The sequence below is a fragment of the Priestia sp. JNUCC 25 genome (genome assembly GCF_053667915.1).
This window is the reverse complement of sequence record NZ_CM132211.1, coordinates 590,001-608,851: the sequence shown is the minus strand read 5'-3', so window position 1 is coordinate 608,851 and position 18,851 is coordinate 590,001. Positions and strand designations below refer to the sequence as shown.

Annotated in this window: 8 protein-coding genes, 19 tRNA genes and 2 rRNA genes (1 of these 29 only partly in view); 1 reads left to right on the top strand and 28 read right to left on the bottom strand. The window is 41.4% G+C overall.

Going from position 1 to position 18,851, the window contains the following annotated elements; genetic code table 11:
* Positions 1-35 precede the first annotated feature (35 nt).
* The 5 genes from addA to JNUCC25_RS03245 all read right to left on the bottom strand — a co-directional run bounded on the left by addA (position 36) and on the right by JNUCC25_RS03245 (position 11,609).
* Positions 36-3,773 carry a helicase-exonuclease AddAB subunit AddA gene (gene addA / locus JNUCC25_RS03265; RefSeq protein ID WP_013055349.1) on the bottom strand — a complete coding sequence of 1,246 codons (3,738 nt, stop codon included), beginning with the start codon at positions 3,771-3,773 and terminating at the stop codon, positions 36-38.
* The gene (addB, locus tag JNUCC25_RS03260; RefSeq protein WP_454222755.1) at positions 3,766-7,266 is read right to left on the bottom strand and encodes a helicase-exonuclease AddAB subunit AddB; all 3,501 of its coding nucleotides are present in this window, start codon (positions 7,264-7,266) and stop codon (positions 3,766-3,768) included. Before addB ends, addA begins: the two co-directional genes overlap by 8 nt.
* Before the next feature lie 262 nt (positions 7,267-7,528).
* Positions 7,529-8,269 (bottom strand): 3-oxoacyl-ACP reductase FabG, encoded by a 741-nt coding sequence (gene fabG, locus JNUCC25_RS03255; RefSeq protein WP_013055347.1) that lies wholly within the window; start codon positions 8,267-8,269, stop codon positions 7,529-7,531.
* Positions 8,270-8,849: 580 nt separating this feature from the next.
* Positions 8,850-9,467 (bottom strand): TVP38/TMEM64 family protein, encoded by a 618-nt coding sequence (locus JNUCC25_RS03250; protein ID WP_013055346.1) that lies wholly within the window; start codon positions 9,465-9,467, stop codon positions 8,850-8,852.
* Positions 9,468-9,629: 162 nt separating this feature from the next.
* Entirely contained in the window at positions 9,630-11,609 is a 1,980-nt protein-coding gene (locus JNUCC25_RS03245; protein WP_029324677.1) for a S9 family peptidase, read from the bottom strand.
* 176 nt (positions 11,610-11,785) lie between these two features.
* On the opposite strand from JNUCC25_RS03245, the gene JNUCC25_RS03240 reads away from it, so the two are divergent.
* Positions 11,786-12,022 carry an IDEAL domain-containing protein gene (locus tag JNUCC25_RS03240; RefSeq protein ID WP_013055344.1) on the top strand — a complete coding sequence of 79 codons (237 nt, stop codon included), beginning with the start codon at positions 11,786-11,788 and terminating at the stop codon, positions 12,020-12,022.
* A gap of 194 nt (positions 12,023-12,216) precedes the next feature.
* Here JNUCC25_RS03240 and aceA read toward each other — a convergent pair whose 3' ends face one another.
* From aceA to JNUCC25_RS03125, 23 genes are all read right to left on the bottom strand, one after another.
* Positions 12,217-13,500: an isocitrate lyase gene (gene aceA / locus JNUCC25_RS03235; RefSeq protein ID WP_029324675.1), complete on the bottom strand. Its 1,284-nt coding sequence runs from the start codon at positions 13,498-13,500 to the stop codon at positions 12,217-12,219.
* A gap of 392 nt (positions 13,501-13,892) precedes the next feature.
* Positions 13,893-15,152, bottom strand: coding sequence for a M48 family metallopeptidase (locus JNUCC25_RS03230; RefSeq protein ID WP_013055342.1), 1,260 nt, complete (start codon positions 15,150-15,152; stop codon positions 13,893-13,895).
* Positions 15,153-15,361: 209 nt separating this feature from the next.
* A tRNA-Glu gene (locus JNUCC25_RS03225) sits at positions 15,362-15,433 on the bottom strand.
* A gap of 4 nt (positions 15,434-15,437) precedes the next feature.
* Positions 15,438-15,512: transfer RNA gene (locus JNUCC25_RS03220), tRNA-Asn, on the bottom strand.
* Positions 15,513-15,515: 3 nt separating this feature from the next.
* Positions 15,516-15,592 (bottom strand) — tRNA-Ile (locus JNUCC25_RS03215).
* A gap of 6 nt (positions 15,593-15,598) precedes the next feature.
* Positions 15,599-15,672, bottom strand: a tRNA-Gly gene (locus JNUCC25_RS03210).
* Positions 15,673-15,683: 11 nt separating this feature from the next.
* Positions 15,684-15,759: transfer RNA gene (locus JNUCC25_RS03205), tRNA-His, on the bottom strand.
* A 10-nt stretch (positions 15,760-15,769) separates the two neighbouring features.
* Positions 15,770-15,845: transfer RNA gene (locus tag JNUCC25_RS03200), tRNA-Phe, on the bottom strand.
* A gap of 10 nt (positions 15,846-15,855) precedes the next feature.
* A tRNA-Asp gene (locus JNUCC25_RS03195) sits at positions 15,856-15,931 on the bottom strand.
* A gap of 4 nt (positions 15,932-15,935) precedes the next feature.
* Positions 15,936-16,012 (bottom strand) — tRNA-Met (locus JNUCC25_RS03190).
* Between the two features lie 25 nt (positions 16,013-16,037).
* Positions 16,038-16,130: transfer RNA gene (locus JNUCC25_RS03185), tRNA-Ser, on the bottom strand.
* Between the two features lie 30 nt (positions 16,131-16,160).
* A tRNA-Met gene (locus JNUCC25_RS03180) sits at positions 16,161-16,234 on the bottom strand.
* Between the two features lie 30 nt (positions 16,235-16,264).
* Positions 16,265-16,340 (bottom strand) — tRNA-Ala (locus JNUCC25_RS03175).
* Positions 16,341-16,345: 5 nt separating this feature from the next.
* A tRNA-Pro gene (locus JNUCC25_RS03170) sits at positions 16,346-16,422 on the bottom strand.
* 4 nt (positions 16,423-16,426) lie between these two features.
* Positions 16,427-16,503 (bottom strand) — tRNA-Arg (locus JNUCC25_RS03165).
* 6 nt (positions 16,504-16,509) lie between these two features.
* Positions 16,510-16,584, bottom strand: a tRNA-Gly gene (locus tag JNUCC25_RS03160).
* Between the two features lie 9 nt (positions 16,585-16,593).
* Positions 16,594-16,666 (bottom strand) — tRNA-Lys (locus JNUCC25_RS03155).
* Between the two features lie 4 nt (positions 16,667-16,670).
* Positions 16,671-16,745 (bottom strand) — tRNA-Gln (locus JNUCC25_RS03150).
* Positions 16,746-16,752: 7 nt separating this feature from the next.
* Positions 16,753-16,836, bottom strand: a tRNA-Tyr gene (locus JNUCC25_RS03145).
* Between the two features lie 8 nt (positions 16,837-16,844).
* Positions 16,845-16,920 (bottom strand) — tRNA-Thr (locus JNUCC25_RS03140).
* Positions 16,921-16,924: 4 nt separating this feature from the next.
* Positions 16,925-17,000, bottom strand: a tRNA-Val gene (locus tag JNUCC25_RS03135).
* Between the two features lie 104 nt (positions 17,001-17,104).
* Positions 17,105-17,220 (bottom strand): 5S ribosomal RNA (rrf, locus tag JNUCC25_RS03130).
* A gap of 63 nt (positions 17,221-17,283) precedes the next feature.
* Positions 17,284-18,851: ribosomal RNA gene (locus JNUCC25_RS03125) — 23S ribosomal RNA — on the bottom strand; it runs 1,368 nt beyond the window's last position.

Here is an 18,851-nt window from a genome sequence, read left to right as displayed (position 1 = left end):
TTGAAAAAGAAGAAGACTAGGGCCTTCTTCTTTTTTTATATTTCAACAGCATGTCCACCATCTAAAAAGTACAGATAGCGATGCTGCACAGGTTGTTTTACAATCCGCTCAATGGCCTTTGCGTAAAGCTCTAACTGAATGCGGTATCTATCAATTAGAAATGGTTTTGCTCGTTCAAAATCCCCTTGAAAACGATCCGAAATATTATCTGTTTTAAAATCAAGTAAAACGAGGCCTTCTTCCGTTTCATACAAACAATCAATAATACCTTGCACTAAAATTGTTTCGTCTTCCTGCTCCCAGTGATCATAGATTTCTTTAGCGGAGACACCTAAACTAAAAGGCATCTCTCTATAAACCGTGCGAGCCGTTCGAATACCTTGTGCAATGTCACTGTCTAGAAAGTCTGCTACATCATTTGCATCAACAGCATCCGCTTGTTCTTGCGTCAATAATTCTTTGGTAACCATTGATTGAATAAAGTCTTGAACCATTTCAAGGGTATAAGCTTTATTTAATGGAAGCTGCTGCATAACGGCATGTGTAGCTGTTCCTCTTTCAGCTCCTGTGAGAGATTTCTCTTGAAGAAACAGCGGACGATTTTCAAGAGGTGCTTTAGATCCCCGAACGAGATCGTCGCTTCCACCTGCATCCGTCAGCTGCTGCTGCCTTTTTAATTCAGAAACAGATTGCTTCGAACGATGAACGGAAGCTACACGATAATCATAAGACCAATTTAAGCGTCTATACACTTCGTCTTTATAATCGCTCGATTCTGAAACTGGCTCATGCTTTTGAAGAGCGTTTAAAAGCTCTTCATGATGCTGCTGCTCTTCAAGAGGCTGTTCGGCTAAATCACCTGCTAATAACGTTGAAAGTTTCCAGCTTGAAGCATGCTGATGAATCATCTCAGCCGGCTGGACCTCTCCTTCAACCATATGACTAACATTTTGGTGACGAATTAAAGAAGGTCCAATCCAGTCTAAATAACATTTTGCATCTCTTCTCACGTGAGCTGGAAGCGTCCAATCTTCATGTGCCATAACGGAGCTCCATTGTCTGAGCTTTTCTGGTGCATCTTTTACTGTTCCAACTAAAATAAGTTTTTCTTTCGCACGCGTCAAAGCTACGTATAATACCCGCATTTCCTCTGCCATGCTTTCTTTTTTCATTTTTTTCTTCATGGTCTGCTGAAGAAGAGTAGGGTACGTAATACGCAGTTTTGGATCAATATATTTAGATCCAAAACCTAGTTCTTTATCGAGTAAATATGCTTTATTCAAGTCCATTAAGTTAAACTGGCGAGCAAGACCAGCTACAAAAACAACAGGAAACTCAAGACCTTTACTGCTGTGGATCGTCATCAAACGCACCACATCTTCTTGTTCTCCCAGTGCTCGAGCAGCTCCTAAATCGTTGCCTCGGTCCTGCATGCGTTCAATAAAGCGTAAAAATCGAAACAGACCTCTAAATGAAGTTGCCTCGTACTGGCGAGCGCGATCGTAAAGAGCACGTAAATTGGCTTGACGCTGTTTCCCGCCAGGAAGTCCGCCAACAAATTCAAAGAAACCCGTATCGCGGTAAATTTGCCATACCAGTTCTGACAAAGAGCTTTGTCTAGCTTGTGTTCTCCATGCTTTTAACTGCTCATAGAAATACTTTACTTTATCGCGAAGTTCTTCATCATCTGAAACCGCTAAGTACGTTTTTAACGCATCGTAATACGTTCCTTTCTTTTGCTCTGCTCTCAGTGTAGCTAACTCTTCATCTGAAAGCCCTACTACCGGTGAGCGAAGAACAGAAGCTAACGGAATGTCTTGATGCGGGTTATCTACTACTTTTAATAAAGACATCATAATCATCACTTCAGTAGCATCAAAATAACCTGTTGATAAATTGGCATAAATGGGCACGCCTTCTTGCTTAAATTCATCCATAATCTGCGCAGCCCAAGGCATGGAACGAAGCAAAATAACAAAGTCACGATACGTCACATTTCTCATGATATCGAGCTTGCGATCATATATTTGAAAGCGGTTTTGAACGAGTTCTTTGATTTTACGCGCCATTGCTCTTGCCTCTAACTGAGCCGTTTCAAGCTCTGCTTCTGAAAAAGCGACGAGAGAAGAATCCGATTCTTCTTCCCCTCCTTCTTCTGCATTTTCTTTTGCAATGAGCAGAAGCTCCGTTTCCATTCCTTCCACTTTTGGATACGATGCTCCTAATTTTAAAGAAGCATCATCGTCATATGCAATTTCTCCTACTTCTTCATCCATCAGCTGATTAAAAATAAAGTTTGTAGCATCAAGCACTTGAGAACGACTGCGGAAGTTTTTATTCAAATCGATACGTTTTCCGAACTGGCGACCATCTTGTGTAAAGCGCTTGTACTTTGTTAAAAACAAAAATGGCTCCGCTAAACGAAAGCGGTAAATGGATTGTTTTACATCTCCAACCATAAATAAATTCCCTTGTTCTTCACTATCTCTCGTCACTAATTTAATCAGTGTTTCTTGAACCATATTTGTATCTTGATATTCGTCAACAAGCACCTCTTCAAACTGAGTGCGATATTTTTGGGCAATGGACGAAGGCTTAAGCACTCCATCTTCTTTTACACTCAAGATTTGCAGGCAATAATGTTCTAAATCAGAAAAGTCCACTAACCCTTTCTCTTTTTTCATATGTTCATATCGTTCACCGAAGCGCTGAACTAAAAAGATTAGCGTTTCAATAACGGGCTTCATTTTCTCAAAATCAGCCATGTAGCCGTGCAAAGGCCTAGAAAACAAATCAGCATGAAGTTTTTCAAGACTTGTTTTAGCTTTTTTGCGAAGCTCTCCGAAATCATCTAAAAGCTGCGAGTCGTATGCTTCTCCTTTACATGGCTTTAAACGAGTAAAATTCAAATTCTGCATTTCCTCATGCAAATCAGCAAAAGAATGCTTAGAAGCGCTGATCAGCCGATGAATTTGAGCCAGGTCTTCCTCTGCATTAACGGCGCGAGGAGCAGGCCCTCCTGGCAGCTTTGTTAACTCTAAGCCCTGTTTTAAAATCGACTCAATGCCCATCAGCTGCGTTGTTACTTCTTGTAGAAGAAAAGATAGAAACGGAAGTGAATCAATAGAAGAGTCTTCTGTCACATCATATTGACTCACGATCATTTCAAGCCAGCCGTTTGGGTCAGGGTTAGATCTTGCAAAGTCATACAGCTTTCTTACCATAAGCTGAATATCTAAGTCATTTCTGTCACTTGTATAACGATCAATTAAATCAAAGAATCGCTCGTTCTGTTCAATACTGTACTGTTCTTCAAACAATTCTTCTAATACTTCTTCACGCAGAAGATCCGCTTCCGTATCATCTGCAATCCGAAAACCAGGATCTACATCGATCAAATAATAATACGTTCGAATGACTTCTAAACAAAAAGAATGGAGCGTAGAAATCGACGCACGGTTTAATAAATTAAGCTGTCTGCGCAAGTGCAAAGAAGATGGATTCTTTTTTAACTCTTTTTCCAATGCTTCTCCAATTCGATTTCTCATTTCGGCTGCAGAAGCATTTGTGAACGTAGCAACGAGTAATCTATCAACATCGATTGGCTCATCACCCATCGTAATCTTTTTAATAATACGTTCAACTAAAACCGCTGTTTTTCCTGAGCCAGCCGCCGCGGCTACTAATATATCTTGACCGGATGAAACAATGGCGTTCCACTGATCATCCGTCCACTGGGAGTCGGCCGGTTTTACGTGTATATCTTCACTCATCTCGTTTGGCCTCCTCTCGAATTTTATCTAAAATAACACTTTGACTCTCTGTACTAAGCTGACGATATTCGTTGTTTTCCATTGATTCATCGAACTGACAAATTGAGCGGTATTCACAAAACGCACATGGTGTTTTATCTTTTAGTTTATAAGGCGAAATATCAATTTTCCCATTTGTAATCTCTGTACCTGCCTCCACAAATTTACCTCGCACATACTGACGGAGATGTGTAAAATCTTCTTCGCTCGCAACCGAAGAATTGGAATAAAAGCCCCCTGTCTTTTTAATGCCAGCTGATATAACCTGTGAGTGCCCTGATTCTAACGTTTCGTCCATTAACCTTACTGCTTCCTCGTCTCCTACAAGCAGTCCTTTCATTTTAAACTTCTTGAAGATTTCAGCTTCAATTTGATCAGGCTGTAATGCTTTAGTACTGTTGATCATTGGGTTATGAACGTGGAAATAAAGAACGCCAGCAGGCAATGCTCCTCTATTATCATGAAGAAGCTGTTCAGCATACGTCACGACTATGTCTAAATAAGCTAAAATTTGAAGAGATAAACCGTAGTACACTTCCACTAAGTTTAATGCTTTATCGCTTGATTTATAGTCGACAATACGCAGTAAAAGTCCTTTTGAGCTTTCCGCTTTATCTACCCTGTCAATTCGGCCAACGAGTTCCATCGTATGGCCATTTGGCAGTGTGAACTGCATAGAAGGCAGCTCTGCGCTAGGTCCAAATCCAAGCTCCAATCCAACAGGAACAAAGCCGCTCATCTTAGCGTGCTCACTTAACACAAACGACGCACGTTCAATAATTTGCTGCAGCTTATGTGTTAAATAGTGGTGGCGATTCGAGCTCAATAAAATCTCATTTTGCAAGCGCGGAGCAAGTTCATGCACCGCAGCCGTAGAAAGCTGCTGACAGTCTTTTCTCGTTAAGTTCTTCCATTCTTTTTGACCGCCGCGAAGTTCGTCTGAAATCATTTTCAACGCCGCGTGAAATAACTCGCCTATGTCAGGAGCCGCCAATTTGAAAACTTTTCGTTCTTTAAGCTTGAGCCCGTGAGAAGCAAAATGCGCATATGGACAGGCTTCAAATTTTTCCATTCTGGATACGCTTGCTTGAATATGCTTTCCATACAGACGCTGACTAGTTTTCTTTGTTAACCGTTTTGCTTCATTTTGATAAAATAAGCTGCTTAGTACTTTCTCACTGTATGAGTTCCAATCTGGATTTTTCACATAAAAATTATACACATCCCACCAAGCGGAACTCATCGGATAATGGCGTTTCCATCCTTGCAGCTGGCTGGCTAAATGCGCGATGCTCGTTAAAGGATTTGTTATATAATCAACTTGCTTTTCTTCTTCTAAATCTGTAGGTTCCGTCATTAACAGCTTTTCCTGCAGGAGCGGAAATAGCTCTTTTACTCGATTAATAACGAGTGAAGGCAGCAGGGTCTTCCCTTCCTCATTGGCAAGAGGATACGAAACATAAAGTTTTTCCGAAGAGCTGGAAAGTGCTAAATAAATGAGAAATTGTTCGTCAAACAGCTTTTGTCTTCCGGTTGGCGCAAGTAATAAACCTGATTCAAGCAGCTGCTCTCTCTCCTTCTCAGATAACAGGCCATCGCTTTTTGGTTTAGCTGGAATCACACCGTCATTTACACCTAACACAAAGCTTGCTTTGATATCGGATAAACGCGAACGCTCAAAACTTGCCACAACCACTTGATCCAGCGCAGGCGGAACAAGTGCAAACTGCATGCTGTCAAGCCCTGTCTCAAATAGATCTGCGAACAAAGAAATCGATACTTTCTCTTCTCCCATCATTTCAACAAACTGATCAAATAAGTGAAGAATTGCTTTCCATACCTGCTCGTGCTCTCTTGCTTCTTGAAGCTTTCCTTCTTCTTCACATCGATTGCGCAGCGCTTCTATCTTTCGTGGAATATCTAAATTCGTTAAAAAACGATAGAGCGCTTCTGCTTTTTCTTTTCCTATTTTCCCTTGTTTTAATTTTTGCTGAAGCGAATAAATAGGAGGAACAATCATATTTTTTAATTCATTTATTTTTTGCTCAAAAGCAAGCTCTTCGTCCGTTTTCCCAAGGTTCATGTCTTCAAGTGAACGATATTTTCTGTAGGTAAATGGTTCCTTGCTCGTCCACTTAGATCCTTGAATACCGTAAGCAAGTACATAATTTTCTAATTCATCCATCTCTTCGCGAAGCTGGTGCACATCAGATGACAAAGGAAATAAAAGATCTGTTTTCACTGCTCGAAAGATGGTTTCATATCGCCATGACCCGCTTACCACCTCTAAGACTGAGCGAACAAATTCAACGAGTGGATGGTGAAACATCGCTCGCTTTTGGTCAATAAAGTACGGAATTTCATAATCTCGAAAAATGGTTTGAAGCAAGTCATGGTAGTCTTCTGCATTTCTAACAATCAAGGCGATATCACGGTAGCGATAGCCGCGATCGCGAACAAGTGAAAGCACTTCTCTTGCAATCCCTTCAACTTCTGCTCTTCGGCTAACAGCCGGCAGCAGCTGAATGTTCTCGGGCTCTGACTGAAATTCCGGCGTTGGCCGTTCATCATAATATCGTTCTAAATAGGCAAGCTCTGGACTGTTTTGATGCCTTTTTTGTTCGTTAAATACGATTGGCTCTTGAATCTCTATCCCGTTTTCAGCCGCCAGGCCCATTAGTTCTTGGTACGTTTCGCTCGTTAATCGAAACAAGTGCAAGTCATTTGGAATAAAATCTTGATATGAATAATCAGAAGTCACCGCTATTTTTACTTCTCTACAAACTTTCATCAGCTCTACTAATACGGTTAATTCTTGAGGAGTATAGTGATGAAATCCATCTACATAAATCGTTGCTTGAGCAAGGTAGGCAGAAGACGCTACTTTTTCACTCAGCAGCTTCAAATAATCTTCTCCATCTACATATTTCGTCATCAGCTGTTTTTCTAATTCTCCGTAAATGAGATGTAAATCACGTAATTTATCAGCAAGGACTTTCTCATCTTCTGCTTGAAGCTTTTTCTTCATCTCTTCGAGAGACGGGGCATCTACTGTGTACTGTTTAAATTCTTTAACCATTTTTTCTAGTTCTTCAATAAACCCTGCTTGTTCTGAAGAATTCGCAAACAGTCGAAGCTCTTCTTTTTGATGTTCGATAATTTTTTTAAGCATCATATGAATACCTGTTTGATCCACATGATAGCGGCTAATACCTCCCACTTCTTGCAGGATACGCCATGCAAGACGTGTAAAACTATAAACTTGAGCACGCATCATGCCTTCTAACCCAGGTGTTTGAACAAGCGCATACTCCGACTGAAATGTCATCTGTTCAGGTACAATATAAATAAGTGGATGCCCAAGCGGAGCATTTAACAGCTCTTGGCGCATGCTATTTAAAAGATATTCCGTTTTCCCGCTTCCTGAACGTCCTAATAAAAACTGTAGCCCCACGTTTTCACCCCTTCATTTTTTTCTCTATGTTTTCATTTGTTTAAGTACAAAATGGATAAACGCCACGTAAACACGTGACGCAGTCGTCAAAATTTTATAGTGATAATCATCTAAATCTCTCTATCTCTCTCCTTATTATTTTACTGAACTTGCAGACAAAATTCCACTTTGCCGATATGTGAAATGCTGGATGCAACAAAAAAACTTTTCAGTAGTCAAAAGACCACTGAAAAGTTTTAGAAAAGCGAATTATTTTCTACTTTTACATCATGATTCCACCATCTACATGAAGTGTTGTACCGTTAATATAGTTGGATTCATCAGATGCTAAATACAGATACGCATAACCAATGTCAGAAGGCTGACCTAATCTTTGTAAAGGAATAGTGGATTTCATTTGATCAATGATTTTGTCTGGCATCGCCTTCACCATATCCGTCTCAATAAACCCGGGAGCTACAGCGTTTACATTAATTCCTTTTCGCCCCAACTCTTTAGCCCATGTTTTTGTCATTCCTACTACGCCTGCCTTTGTCGCCGCATAGTTTGTTTGACCAACATTTCCATATACGCCAGATACCGAAGATGTGCTAATAATTTTCCCTTTACCTTGAGCAATCATATGCGGTACCACTGCTTGTGTACAGTGAAAAACGCCTGTAAGGTTTACGTTGATTACTGCTTGAAAATTTTCAACTGATAATTTGGTTAGCATTCCATCTCTGGTGATACCTGCATTGTTAATTAAAATATCTATTTTAGAGTAGCGTTTCACTACTTCTTCTACCATTGCATCTACACTGTCTCGATCCGCTACGTTCACTTGAAAAAATGCTACATCTCCGCCTTCTTCTTTTAGCTGAGCTGCTCGTTCTTCTCCCGTTTTTGCATCGTAGTCAACCATAGCGACCTTTGCACCCTCTTGTGCGAATATTCGAGAAGCTTCGAACCCTAATCCATTTGCTGCACCCGTAATAATTGCCACTTTATCTTTTAATCTCATGTCACCCGCGCTATAAGATGCTTACTAACAACGATTAATCAGCAAGTCGCTTGAATCTTAGTAGCGCATTCCCCTCCTCAAAACGACGCCAAGCACGTCTTAATGATCATTCGGTGCTTTTCTAGTAATGATCCCTCTACTTACATCTTAGTAGTCAAGCTCAAAAATCATTCATATAATTTTTAAGAAAACGTTTTGAAATACATGAGGTGATAATACATGTTGAGAAAAAACATGTATATCTCTAGAAAACAAAGGGTTCATTACTTAGGTGCAACTAGGAATAGACGTCTAATTTATTCCCAGTTTTTTCTTTTATTTTAGCATATTTTTCATAATTGATAAACAAAAAACTTGTTCATTACTGGACAGATACTCTGCATGTGCATTGTTCTGCCAACCGAATAAACAGACAAATAACTTCTTTAAGAAAAATTTTAAGATCCTTTCAAAAATGCTGTTGTATCCCTATAAGAAAAGGTTTTTCTATAGTTTACAATACCCCTTTTGGCTGTATGTATAACAAAAGACTGCCTATTAAAAAGCAGTCTTCCATCACTATTTGTTATATATAAACAAACTATTTGTCATACTGTTTCACTTTAGATTTTTCATTTAATCTTCGTTCAATTTGTTTTCCAACAAGCCATAGAACAAAAATGATGACTAAAACAAGTACTGCTTTTAGAGGCTGTTTCACAAATGAAACAAAATCGGCCCCAATAAAGCTCATCATAAATATCATCACCATTTTACCGGCTAATACAGCAAGCATAAACTGAGCCATACTAACACGTGATAGCCCTGCTACTACATTAATCGCCGAAGACGGGGTAAAAGGGAAACAAAGCATAATAAACAGCGGTCCGAACCCGTGTCTTTCTACCCAAATCATAATCTTTCGAATTTGCGCATGCCGGCTGATGAAATGTAAAAACCTCGCCTGTCCATATTTTCTAAAAATCAAAAAGACAAGCAGTGATCCAACGCAGCTGCCAACCCATGAAATTAAAAAACCTAACCATAAGCCAAAAGCGGCAGCATTGGCCATTACAAACGCAAAAAGCGGCAAGATGGGGATGAACGCTTCTAAAATAGGAAACAGCAGCCCTGGAATGATTCCAAATGATTGATATTGTTTTAATAACTCGAGGACGCCGTCTAATGTCAAATAATGCTTTAATGTTTCAAAATCCATCGAATGTTCTCCTTATTTAAACAACTGTGCTACTTTTCACTTATTGTACTACTTTCCTTTACCAAACAAAAGTTTTACAGCGTTTTACCTTTCCTGTCCTTTTACGTTTGTCATACAGCCTTTATTTACGCACACATATTTGGTTGAACAGCCATGCACTTTTTACTGAGACTGTTTTAAATAACGTTTAAACCAGCTTGTTAAATATTTTAGTCTTGCCGTTCGTAAATTAGGCTTACCGCTTCTAGAAAGTTCATGATTAGACTGGGGAAAACGAATAAATTCTACTTCCTTATTTTTTCTTTTCAGTGCCACATAAAGCTGTTCAGCTTGTTCAATTGGACATCTATAATCCTGTTCGCTATGCAAGATTAACAGCGGTGTTTTAACGTTCTCCGCTAAACGAAGCGGCGAGTGGTTCCAAAGTTTTTCCGGATTTTCATAAATATCAGCTTTTAATTCCCATTCGGTAAAATAATAGCCAATATCACTAACGCCGTAAAAACTTGTCCAATTTGAAATAGACCGTTGCGTTACCGCTGCTTTAAATCGATTTGTACTTCCTACAATCCAGTTTGTCATAAACCCTCCGTAGCTTCCTCCTGTTACGCCAAGCTTATCTTCATTAATATAAGAGTAGCGCTTAACTGCTTCGTCGGTCACTGCCATCAAATCCGTATAATCCATGCCTCCGTAATCCCCTCGAACCGCATCTGTAAATGCTTGACCATATCCTCTGCCGCCTCTTGGATTAGAAAAGAGGATATTGAACCCTTTTGATACAAGTACTTGGAATTCAAGCATAAATGTATGACCATACATAAGATGCGGACCTCCGTGGATTTCTAAAATGGTTGGAGATCCATGGTTTGTGGCAGCAGCTTTTACTACCCAACTGTGGATATGTATACCGTCCGTAGAAGTCGCGTAAAAAGATTCTGCTTGTGTGAGCTGCACATGCTTTAAAAATGAGTCATTAACGTTTGTCAGCTTCACTAATTCCTCTGTTTTTAAATTTAGAGAATAAAGATCTCCGGGATGTGTAAATGTACTGATTGCCACGATAGCTTTCTCACAATTTGGAAGAACAGATACCCCATATACGTGAGCATTATCCATAAATACAGGGTCTAACTTTCCATTCACATTTCCTTTATATATGCCTACAGACCCCTTTTCACTTACGACAAAATAAAATTCTTCATTACTGCCCCACATAATTCCCGCTGCGGTTCTGCCAAAGTGAAAATCTCCTGCTACCATATCTCCTACTTCTAAGTCTATGCCAGCAGTGATACAAGCTGTTTTTTGGTTAGAGATCTGATAAATGTATATGTCATTCATTGAAGCTGATCCATATGTACGTTCATTTCCAATGTATGCTATGTATGACCCATCCGGTGACCACGAAACTTGATGAAAATATCCTGTTTCTGCTGTAATAGATGTTACTTTTTTAGTATCGCGATGCAAAATAAACACGTCCATAGTTAATGATAAATCCGGATTCTCTCCTCGGCTGCTGCAAAATACAATTGAGTTTGCATCAGGGGACCAGCACCCAACAGAGTGATGATAAGGTCCATCCGTTAAAAACGTCACTTCTTTATTTTTAAGTTTAACGACAGCAACGTGAGTATATTCACCTTTTAAATAACCGCTAACATCGGATTTGTAAAGTAAACGTTCCACTTCATACGGCTGGGGATGTTCATGATTTTGTTCAACTCTTACAGCTTTTTCTCCTACTTTTGTAGAAAACATAATTTCGTCACTATAAGGAGACCACACCGGATTACTAACGCCTTTTTCAAGATCTGTGAGTGCTTCTGCTTCCCCGCCTGTCGCTGCTAATAGGTAGAGCTGAACGGCTTGACTGCGATCGGATAAAAAAGCAATCCACTTGCCATCAGGAGACCATACTGGAGAATGATTATTTCCTTTGTAGTACGTTAATTGCTTAGTTTCTTTCGTTTCAAGATCTAACATAAACAGCTGCGTTTCATACGCGTTTTCTATTTTCTTCGTTTCTCGAACCGTATAAACTACACTTTTTCTATCTGGAGAAATCTGAGGATTATAAACAGACTTCAATTCATACAAATCCTCTATCGTTACCGTACGCTTTTTTAAATCATTCAATTTCTTCGCCCCCAAGGATTCATTTTTAAATCAAATAGTCAATCGATAAAAACGAAAGTAGCGTTTCCCTCTTACTTTATCATTTCTAAAAATAAAAATCTAAAAATTTAGAAAATTAGTTGTTTTTTCTTCTTTTAATCTATATAATAATAAAAAGGGTGCAGAGGTGATGAGGTATGAACAATGAAAAATCGTACACGGAAATGATGAAGTCCCTCGCTCGCAAGAAAAAAGTAATTGATACTGTGAGTATGTTGGATGTTTATATCGAAATGGTAATTGATGAATCGCTTTTTAAGCGTCAAAAAGAACTGTTAGAAACAAACATTAACACGGCATTAGATCAACGTGATGAAATTGCTTTTTATGAGCTATCAGCCCAGTACCAATCCCTGCTTCAAACATCTACTTAATATTTTAAAACTTAATTCATGTTAATGATTTATATGTACGTTTAACAGGCAGATCCTTTCTTCTCAGGAAGAACAGCTGTCTGTTAAATCGTGTTTACTACATAAAAAAAGATTCTTACATCTGTAAGAATCTTTTTTGTTAGGATTTTTCCTATGAGTGGAAGTAACCAACCGTTCCACTCATAGGTTTTTTGTTATTTATGGGCTTGAAACTGCTCTTCTTCCGTTGAACCTTTTAAAGCTGTTGTAGAGGAAGTCCCACCAGAAACTACTTGCGCCACTTCATCAAAATAACCCGTGCCTACTTCACGCTGATGTCTTGTAGCAGTATATCCATTTATTTCACTAGCAAACTCTCTTTCTTGTAACTCTGAATAAGCTGCCATTCCTCTTGTTTTATATCCTCGTGCCAGCTCAAACATGCTGTGATTTAAAGCGTGGAAGCCAGCAAGCGTAACGAATTGGAATTTGTAGCCCATTTTTGCGATTTCTCTTTGGAATTTTTCAATCGTTTTCTTATCTAATTTTTTCTTCCAGTTGAAAGATGGTGAACAGTTATAAGCAAGCATTTTACCTGGGAATTTTTCATGAATAGCATCTGCAAATTTTTGTGCTTGTTCCAAGTTTGGTTCAGACGTCTCACACCATACTAGATCCGCATATGGCGCATATGCTAAACCGCGAGCAATAGCTTGATCGATTCCGGCTCTCGTGCGATAAAAACCTTCAGCAGTGCGTTCACCTGTAATAAACTGGCGATCTACAGGATCAACATCACTTGTAATTAAATCAGCAGCATCAGCATCGGTACGAGCAATCAGAAGTGTTGGAACACCCATTACATCAGCAGCTAAACGAGCAGCAATCAAGTTTTTCACAGCGGTTTGAGTTGGAAGCAATACCTTGCCGCCGAGATGACCACACTTTTTCTCAGAGGATAATTGATCTTCAAAGTGTACGGCAGATGCTCCCGACTCAATCATTCCTTTCATGAGTTCAAATACGTTTAACTGTCCTCCAAACCCTGCTTCTGCATCTGCTACAATTGGAGCAAAGTAATCGATATTCCCTTCTCCTTCTAAATGCTGAATTTGATCGGCACGCTGCAGCGCTTGATTGATTCGTTTCACAACATGCGGCACGCTGTTTGCCGGGTATAAACTTTGATCAGGATACATGTTTCCTGAAAGATTTGCATCTGCAGCTACTTGCCACCCGCTTAAGTAAATTGCTTTTAACCCTGCTTTTACCTGTTGTACTGCTTGATTTCCTGTTAAAGCTCCTAAGGCATGAACGTATGGCTCTGTTTTTAATAAGTTCCAGAACTTTTCGGCTCCTCTTCTAGCAAGCGTATATTCAATATCAATGGACCCTCTTAGCCCAATGACTTTTTCTGCAGAATATGGACGTTCAATTCCTTTCCAACGCTCATCGCTTTTCCAGTTCTCTTCAAGGTTTTTTACACGAATGTCTTTCATTCTTTATACCCCCTAATGAATTTAAAATTCTATATTCATAAAAATATAAAACGCAGCAGTTAGAATATGTCTGTTTCATGATGAAGTAAATTAGCAGCTTGCCATAATATTAGCAAGAACGTAGATGAAATAAGTAAGTAGTTGAAGGACATGTAGTAAGACTTAGCTGAGGTGAATATACGCTGAGAATTTAGACTGCTATCTTTTCAATCACAAATAACTATTCCTCCCTATTGTTATAAAACAGATTTTATTTTACATACGTTATTATATAACAGTACTTTCGAAAATGAAACCTCCTTTTAGAATTTTTTCCCTACTCGCAAGGAGGCTTTTCTATTAATACCTACGTATAAAAGGCTTCATATATCCTTTACTTTTTCTTATATCACTTATTCATTTCTTTCATACTTCTCAACAAATGAAATTCTTTCCAGTATTGTTGGGTGACCATATCGAAAAATCTTCACTAAATACGGCGGATTTACCTGAGACAGTCCTGATTTCGTTAAGTCCTGAAACGTTTTAATAGCAGCTTGCTTATCTCCTGTTAGGTCCATGGCGTACGTGTCAGATTGAAGTTCATGATGACGCGACTGCATATTTGTTAACGGACTCACAGCAAATGTAAGAATAGAAAAAATAAGTAGAATAAGCGGTAAAGAATTTAAATCACTAAGAGAAGTAATTTTTAATGCTTTCCCCCATCTCTTAATCACAAAGCGAGCTAAGTGCTTCGTTAGCCATAAGCCTACGATCGATAAAACTAATGCTGAAGCAATCCCCACATAAATATGTTTCTTTACATAATGACCCATTTCATGCGCCATGATAAACAAAATTTCACGTTCCGTTAATTTATTAAGAGTAGTATCCCATAACACAATTCTTGAATTAGAACCTATTCCCGTCACATATGCATTAAGAGAGTTCGTTTTTTCAGACATGTTTACTTCATATACATGCTTAGCAGGTATGTGAGCTTCATCTGCTAAATGTAAAATTTTCGTCTCCAGCTCTTTATTCTTTAATGGATAAAAATCGTTATATAACGGATCGATAACCACTGGTTGAATAAACGTCAAAAATAGCGTAAATGGAATAGATACTATCCACGCATACAGCCACCATCTTTTTGAAAACTTACGAATGAATGCATATAACACAGCAATCACTAAAAACATGGTGGCATAGTTCACCCAAAAATCTGTAAAAAGATCTTTCATCCATCCTTGGAAAGGTTGCGTCGTAATATGGTAAGCCTTTGAAAGCTTATAGCTAATCCAGTCCATAGGAAAAGAATAGATCAGCAGCAGAACGGATAACCAAAATACATAAATAGCAGTTTGGAGAAGACTGAAACGGCTGACGTCTTTAGACCACTTATTAACTTTCTTAGACACACCTAACACTAAAATTAAAATAAACCCTAGCCACTCATATGGAATTCGGATAAAAAAGAGCGCATCTCTAATTTTTGAATATTTTTCGGTTAACATAAGTTCTCGTGCATTCATAAACGTAGCCGGGTCTACGCTGGTGCCTTTTAATGATTGTGGAATAGAGGTATCGCTTATATAGAATAAATACACCCAAATACACGCTCCATACACAAGAAAAACTCCGATGGACCACCAAACAATTTTTTTCACGCATTCCCCTCCTTTTGTACAAACAGTATGCCGTTATTACTATTGTAGGTTTTTTTTCGAAATTTAGAACAAGCGTTTATAGATGTGCTATAAGAAATGCAATTTAGGGCGAGGAAATCATAGAAAAACGAAAAATAGAGTTTAGACAAAAGAATAAACTCTGTTTCCAAACAAAAAAAGCAGTTTGCATATGCAAACTGCTTTTAAGATGACCCGTACGGGATTCGAACCCGTGTTACCGCCGTGAAAGGGCGGTGTCTTAACCGCTTGACCAACGGGCCAGTATGGCTCCACAGGTAGGACTCGAACCTACGACCGATCGGTTAACAGCCGATAGCTCTACCACTGAGCTACTGTGGAATATGGTGGGCCTAAGTGGACTCGAACCACCGACCTCACGCTTATCAGGCGTGCGCTCTAACCAGCTGAGCTATAGGCCCTTCATTTGGAGCGGGTGATGAGAATCGAACTCACGACATCAGCTTGGAAGGCTGAGGTTTTACCACTAAACTACACCCGCGTTACTTAAGATGGGGCGACTGATGGGAATCGAACCCACGAATGCCGGAACCACAATCCGGTGCGTTAACCACTTCGCCACAATCGCCGTCTTAAAATGGTGGCTCGGGACGGAATCGAACCGCCGACACAAGGATTTTCAGTCCTTTGCTCTACCAACTGAGCTACCGAGCCTTTATGTAAATGGCGGTCCCGACGGGAATCGAACCCGCGATCTCCTGCGTGACAGGCAGGCATGTTAACCGCTACACCACGGGACCACTTTGGTTGCGGGGACAGGATTTGAACCTGCGACCTTCGGGTTATGAGCCCGACGAGCTACCGAACTGCTCCACCCCGCGATGATATGAATATGATATAAATAAATGGCGGAGGAAGAGGGATTCGAACCCCCGCGGGCTTTAACACCCCTGTCGGTTTTCAAGACCGATCCCTTCAGCCGGACTTGGGTATTCCTCCGTATATTTATAACAAATGTAACTTATATGATAGCGGCGGAGGGAGTCGAACCCACGACCTCACGGGTATGAACCGTACGCTCTAGCCAGCTGAGCTACACCGCCATATTATTCGTTACAATTATTCAGTTTAATTGGTGGAGCCTAGCGGGATCGAACCGCTGACCTCCTGCGTGCAAGGCAGGCGCTCTCCCAGCTGAGCTAAGGCCCCATAAATGGTCGGGAAGACAGGATTCGAACCTGCGACCCCTTGGTCCCAAACCAAGTGCTCTACCAAGCTGAGCTACTTCCCGTTTATGGCGCGCCCGAGAGGAGTCGAACCCCTAACCTTTTGATCCGTAGTCAAACGCTCTATCCAATTGAGCTACGGGCGCTTTATATGGAGCGGAAGACGAGGTTCGAACTCGCGACCCCCACCTTGGCAAGGTGGTGTTCTACCACTGAACTACTTCCGCTTATTAAAATGAGCCATGAAGGACTCGAACCTTCGACCCTCTGATTAAAAGTCAGATGCTCTACCAACTGAGCTAATGGCTCTCTATGGCTGGGCTAGCTGGATTCGAACCAACGCATGACGGAATCAAAATCCGTTGCCTTACCGCTTGGCGATAGCCCAATAAAAATGGTGGAGGGGGGCAGATTCGAACTGCCGAACCCGAAGGAGCGGATTTACAGTCCGCCGCGTTTAGCCACTTCGCTACCCCTCCGATATAAATGGTGCCGGCAAGAGGACTTGAACCCCCAACCTACTGATTACAAGTCAGTTGCTCTACCAGTTGAGCTACACCGGCACGGTGGTGGAGGATGACGGGATCGAACCGCCGACCCCCTGCTTGTAAGGCAGGTGCTCTCCCAGCTGAGCTAATCCTCCACGTATCATACACAATATTCATTGTATAGAAGATTTTTATAAATGAGCCAAATAAAAAACCCCTAGACTCTTTTATAAGAGCATAAAAAGGGGTCTTATTCATTGCCTGGCAACGTCCTACTCTCACAGGGACAAAGTCCCAACTACCATTGGCGCTAAAGAGCTTAACTTCCGTGTTCGGTATGGGAACGGGTGTGACCTCTTCGCTATCGCCACCAGACAAGAGATTGCTCTCTCAAAACTAGATAACAGTTTGCTGAGTAAAGCTTACGCTTTTAAAGTTTTGGTTAAGTCCTCGATCGATTAGTATCAGTCAGCTACACATGTCGCCACGCTTCCACCTCTGACCTATCAACCTGATCATCTTTCAGGGATCTTACTAGCTTGCGCTATGGGAAATCTCATCTTGAGGGGGGCTTCATGCTTAGATGCTTTCAGCACTTATCCCGTCCACACATAGCTACCCAGCGATGCCTTTGGCAAGACAACTGGTACACCAGCGGTGTGTCCATCCCGGTCCTCTCGTACTAAGGACAGCTCCTCTCAAATTTCCTACGCCCACGACGGATAGGGACCGAACTGTCTCACGACGTTCTGAACCCAGCTCGCGTACCGCTTTAATGGGCGAACAGCCCAACCCTTGGGACCGACTACAGCCCCAGGATGCGATGAGCCGACATCGAGGTGCCAAACCTCCCCGTCGATGTGGACTCTTGGGGGAGATAAGCCTGTTATCCCCGGGGTAGCTTTTATCCGTTGAGCGATGGCCCTTCCATGCGGAACCACCGGATCACTAAGCCCGACTTTCGTCCCTGCTCGACTTGTAGGTCTCGCAGTCAAGCTCCCTTGTGCCTTTACACTCTACGAATGATTTCCAACCATTCTGAGGGAACCTTTGGGCGCCTCCGTTACATTTTAGGAGGCGACCGCCCCAGTCAAACTGCCCACCTGACACTGTCTCCCGGCCCGATAAGGGCCGCGGGTTAGAATTTCAATACAGCCAGGGTAGTATCCCACCGACGCCTCCACCGAAGCTAGCGCTCCGGCTTCTCAGGCTCCTACCTATCCTGTACAAGCTGTACCAAAATTCAATATCAGGCTACAGTAAAGCTCCACGGGGTCTTTCCGTCCTGTCGCGGGTAACCTGCATCTTCACAGGTACTATAATTTCACCGAGTCTCTCGTTGAGACAGTGCCCAGATCGTTACGCCTTTCGTGCGGGTCGGAACTTACCCGACAAGGAATTTCGCTACCTTAGGACCGTTATAGTTACGGCCGCCGTTTACTGGGGCTTCGATTCAGAGCTTCTCCCAAAGGATAACCCCTCCTCTTAACCTTCCAGCACCGGGCAGGCGTCAGCCCCTATACTTCGCCTTGCGGCTTCGCAGAGACCTGTGTTTTTGCTAAACAGTCGCCTGGGCCTATTCACTGCGGCTCTCTCGGGCTATACACCCTACCAGAGCACCCCTTCTCCCGAAGTTACGGGGTCATTTTGCCGAGTTCCTTAACGAGAGTTCTCTCGATCACCTTAGGATTCTCTCCTCGCCTACCTGTGTCGGTTTGCGGTACGGGCACCTCCCGCCTCGCTAGAGGCTTTTCTTGGCAGTGTGGAATCAGGAACTTCGGTACTATAATTCCCTCGTCATCACAGCTCAGCCTTTATGATGAGCGGATTTGCCTACTCATCAGCCTAACTGCTTGAACGCGCATATCCAGCAGCGCGCTTACCCTATCCTACTGCGTCCCCCCATTACTCAAACGGCGGGGAGGTGGTACAGGAATATCAACCTGTTGGCCATCGCCTACGCTTTTCAGCCTCGGCTTAGGTCCCGACTAACCCTGAGCGGACGA